Annotated in this window: 6 protein-coding genes; 5 read left to right on the top strand and 1 reads right to left on the bottom strand. The window is 72.5% G+C overall.

Features of this window, described 5'->3' with window-relative positions; translation table 11 throughout:
• The 4 genes from GT030_RS09940 to GT030_RS09925 form a co-directional block, all read left to right on the top strand.
• A partial coding sequence (locus GT030_RS09940) for an ATP-binding cassette domain-containing protein (protein ID WP_161200783.1) occupies positions 1-462 on the top strand: 462 nt, incomplete at its 5' end.
• The gene (locus tag GT030_RS09935) at positions 453-1769 is read left to right on the top strand and encodes a hypothetical protein (RefSeq protein ID WP_161200782.1); all 1317 of its coding nucleotides are present in this window, start codon (positions 453-455) and stop codon (positions 1767-1769) included. The genes GT030_RS09940 and GT030_RS09935, both read left to right, overlap by 10 nt.
• A 4-nt stretch (positions 1770-1773) precedes the next feature.
• Positions 1774-2364: a hypothetical protein gene (locus GT030_RS09930; RefSeq protein WP_161200781.1), complete on the top strand. Its 591-nt coding sequence runs from the start codon at positions 1774-1776 to the stop codon at positions 2362-2364.
• 146 nt (positions 2365-2510) lie between these two features.
• Positions 2511-2852 carry a hypothetical protein gene (locus tag GT030_RS09925; protein ID WP_135790674.1) on the top strand — a complete coding sequence of 114 codons (342 nt, stop codon included), beginning with the start codon at positions 2511-2513 and terminating at the stop codon, positions 2850-2852.
• Here the strand turns inward: GT030_RS09925 and GT030_RS09920 are convergent.
• Entirely contained in the window at positions 2830-3522 is a 693-nt protein-coding gene (locus tag GT030_RS09920) for a FadR/GntR family transcriptional regulator (RefSeq protein WP_161200780.1), read from the bottom strand. The genes GT030_RS09925 and GT030_RS09920 overlap by 23 nt on opposite strands.
• A 103-nt stretch (positions 3523-3625) precedes the next feature.
• Here GT030_RS09920 and GT030_RS09915 point away from each other — a divergent pair.
• On the top strand, positions 3626-4247 hold a 622-nt coding region (locus GT030_RS09915), incomplete at its 3' end, for an MFS transporter (protein WP_161200779.1).

The raw sequence follows: 4247 nt of genomic DNA, 5'->3' as shown, positions 1-4247 counted from the left end.
GAACAGGTGGCCTATGTCGGCTGGCTGAAAGGCATGAACCGCAGGGACGCCTGGGACGCCTCCCTCGGCGCTCTCCAGCGGGTCGAACTCGCGGACTTCGCCGACCGGAAGGTGCACCGGCTGTCCGGCGGACAGCAGCGCCGGGTCGGCGTCGCGCAGTCCCTGGTGCACAAGGCCGAAGTCCTCCTGCTGGACGAGCCGACCGCCGGCATGGACCCGCGCCAGCGGCGTGTCTTCCACGAGATCCTCGCCGGACTCGACCAGCACGTACTGCTCTCCACCCACGACGTCGCCGACCTGGAGGACACCTACGATCACGTCGTGGTCCTCAACGGCGGGACCGTCCGGTTCGCCGGAGCGGTACGCGAGTTCCACGCCATGGCACCGCCCGGCACCGCGCCGGGCCGCCTGGCGGAAGCCGCGTACTACCACACGGTCCAGGAGGAGACCGCATGCGCGTGATAACAGCGCTGCGCACCACCAGCGTCGTCTGGGTCGCACCCCTGGTCCTCGCATGGGTATGGCTGGTCAGCAGCCACGAGGCCGCGAACGAACCCGCCTACTGGGCCGGTAACACCGCCCTGGTCGGGCACACCCTGCCCTTCTACGCCCCGGCCTGCGCGGCCTTCGCGGCATGGGAGGCCGGGCGGCTGAAGAGGGCGGGCGTCCATCGGCTGGCACCGGTGCGCGGCAGATACACGATCGCGTTCGGCGCCCTGTGGCCCGTGGTGGCCCTCGGAGTGACGGCGGTCGTGGCCTGCCTGCTGACCGTGCGCCTGGAGACCGGCGCGGCACACGACTGGCCGCACCTGGGCGTCCTCGCCATGGCCGGGTACCTCATCACCGTCCACACCGTCATGGGCTACGGGCTCGGCATGCTGCTCCCGCGCATTCTGGCGGCCCCGCTGATCCTCGTCGTCGACTACCTGTGCCTCGTCATGCCGGTCACGGTCGTCGACCCGATGTGGCTGCGGGAACTGACCGGCTGGCTCGACGCCCCCTACGGCGACCTCACCATCACCATGAATCCGGTGGCGCTCGCCGTCCCGATGGTGCTGGCGACGGGCATCCTGGCCGCCGTGCTGGTCAGTGCCGAGATCGCCCGGTGGCGCGGCCCCCGCGCCGTACGCGTCGGCGCCGCGGCCGCCGCATCCGTGGTCTGCCTGAGCGTTTTCACCGTCTCGGCCGTACTGCCCGTCCGCGACTGGAACGGTGACCCGCCGCCGCGCCCCCGCGCCGACCCGCCCGTGTGCGCGGGCACTTCACCCCGGATCTGTGTCCCCGTCGAAGCGGCCGGCAGTCTGAAGCCGCTGTCCGGCGCCGCGAAGGAGGTCGTGCCGCGCCTGGTCGACGCGGGCATGCAGCCACCGAAGGAACTCGCGTTCGTCTCCGACGCGGCCGACACCGACACCCGGACCTGGAAGCTGTTCCTCTACCGCGACATGACGGACGTCGACCTGAAGGCGAGCATCGCCGCGTCGGCGCTGCCGACGATGCCGCCGTGCCCCGAGACCTCCGACGGCCGCACCGGTCACGCGGGCACGCTCGCCGCCTGGCTCATGGTCAAGGCCGGCATGGGCGTGGACGAGATCCAGAGCCAGCGCAGCCAGAAACTGGCCGCCGACCCCCGGGTGATGTCCGTGGTGAACAGGGAGACGAAACTGTCCTCCGCCGAGCAGCTCTCGTGGTTCACCCGCAACGTCACGCTGCTCCAGCGGTGCCGCCCCGCTCCGGAGACCCTGCCGACCGTCGCCGCGGAAAGGGAGTGATCCGATGCGCATCTGGCTGAGAACGCGATGGATCACAGTCCTCGCCGCCGCTCTCGCGGCCTACGCCGCGCTGACCGCGGCGGCCGGTGACACGCTGGTCGACCTTCCTTCCCTGGGCAGCGACGCCGCCCGGCCCCTGGTGCTCTTCGCCCCGCTCCTGGTCTGCATGGGGCTGGCGGTCTGCCTCGGCAGCAGACTCCCCGCCGCCGAGGCGTCGGGCAGCCGTCCGGTGGCCCGCTTCGACCAAGCCCTGATCCTGGCCACCGTCCTGGCCACGGTCGTCGTGGCGTACGCCGTCGCCGTGTTCCTCGACGCCCGGACCGCGAACACCGCCGGGCGCAACACCGCGTTCCTGGTCGGCCTGATGCTCTGTGCCCGCCGGACAGCGGGTCATCAGGTGGCGGCCCTCACCCCCGTCGCCTGGGTGATCACGATGATGCTCATCGGCAACACGGGCGGCAACGGTCAGCCCCACCCCTGGACGGTCATCCTCCTGCCCCCGGACCATCTGCCCGCCGCACTCGCGGCCACCGCGGTACTGGCCCTCGGCGTGGCCACGGCCCCGCACGCCCCGATGCTCCGCGACACGGCCTGAGCGGGGAGGCTCCCGCCACGGCAGGGGGGTGAACGTCCTTCCAGCCCCGTCAACCGTTCGGGTCACCGGCCGGGCCGTCCCGGCTCCCGCGGTGCACCCTCGTAGTACGCGTCCCCTCCGCAGCCGTGGCCGAGGAGGTCCCCTACGTGCGTCTTCCCCGCAGCCTGACCCCGGTGACCGCGGCCGCGGTACTGGTCCTCGCCCCGCCCGGCGGTGTCGCGCGCGCCGGTGACGGCAAGCCGCACGCCCCCGACCTCTTCGGGGCGTCCTGTCGTATCAAGGTGGACGGGTCCGAGGTGGTGGCCTACTGCCACAACCCGTACGTGCACGTCGACCGGGTGCGGCTGCACATCGAGTGCGCCCGGTGGTGGGACATCGACACCGACAGCGCGCCCGTGCCCGCGGGGCCCGCGCTGACGGTGAAGCTGACCGGGCGGTGCTGGAAGGAGATCCGGGTGGTGTGGATCAGTCACCAGAAGGCGGGCTGACCCGCTCCGGACGGCACTGGAAGGGGTAGCCGGCCGCCTCGGTGGCCGCCGCCCGGGCGTCACCGGTGCGGATCGCGTCCACCAGCCGGGTGTGGTCCATGTACGCCCGCTGCTCCAGCTCGGAGCCCACGTCCGCGCGCAGCCACTCCCGCAGCACCTCGCCGAGGTCCGCGTACATCGCCGTCATGACGTCGTTGTGCGAGGCGGACACCACGGCCAGGTGGAAGGTGGCGTCGGCCGCCACGAACGCTTCCGCCTCCCCGGCCTCCCACGCCTCCTCGCGCCGGGTCAGCAGCGCGTCCAGCTGCTTGAGGTCCTTCTCGGTACGCCGCTCCGCCGCCAGTTTCGCCGCCGACGACTCCAGCGTGGAGCGCAGCTCCGCGATGTGCCGGGGATCGGCGTCCGCGAACCTGCGGTGCATCACCCCGGCCAGCTCACTGGTGGCGACCACATAGGTGCCGGAGCCCTGGCGGATGTCCAGCAGCCCGTTGTGCGCGAGCGCCCGCACCGCCTCGCGGACGGTGTTGCGGGCCACGCCCAGCTGCTCGACCAGCTCCGGCTCGGTGGGGATGCGGGAGCCGACCGGCCACTCGCCGGACGTGATCTGGGCGCGCAGCTCCGCGATGACCTGTTCGGACAGCGCCGAGCGGCGCGGGTGGCTCAGAGGCATGGCCCACCTTGGCACGTGAGTTCCGGCCCGTGCCAACGGACCGGACCGGGGCGCCCGGTACGGAGCCGGCCCCGGAATGGACAACCAATCATCCCATGATTCTATGATGGGTCTCATGGCTGAGGAGACCCGGACCGTGCGGAAGCCCGCCGTCCCCGAAACGAGCACCCCCCTGACGTCCGCCGCCCCGCCCGCCTGGGCCGTGCGCGTGGTGATCGTCGGCATCGTGCTGGCCGCGCTCAACCTCCGCCCAGCCATCACCAGCCTGGGCGCCCTCCTGGAGGAGGTCCGCGACGGGCTCGGCATGAGCGGCGGCGTCGCCGGACTGCTCACCTCCGTGCCCCCGCTGTGTTTCGCCCTCTTCGGCGCCACCGCGCCCCGCCTCGCCCGCCGCTTCGGCCCCGGCGCGGTGGTCTGCGCGGGCATGACCGCCATCACCGCCGGTCTGCTGATCCGCCCGTACATCGGCTCCACCGCCGGGTTCCTGGCCGCCAGCGCGCTCGCCCTCATGGGCATCGCGCTGAGCAACGTGCTGATGCCGGTCATCGTCAAGCGCTGGTTCCCGGACCGCGTCGGCACCATGACCGGTCTGTACTCGATGGCGCTGGCCCTCGGCACCGCCGTCGCCGCCGCCGTCACCGTGCCGATGACCGGCGCCCTCGGCGGGCACTGGCAGTCCGGGCTCGCGGTGTGGGCGGTCCTCGCGGGCATCGCCGTGCTGCCCT

It is taken from the genome of Streptomyces sp. SID1328 (genome assembly GCF_009865595.1).
Lineage (GTDB): Bacteria > Actinomycetota > Actinomycetes > Streptomycetales > Streptomycetaceae > Streptomyces > Streptomyces griseoluteus.
The sequence above is the reverse complement of the archived record's forward strand: the minus strand, read 5'-3'. Positions and strand labels throughout refer to the sequence as shown.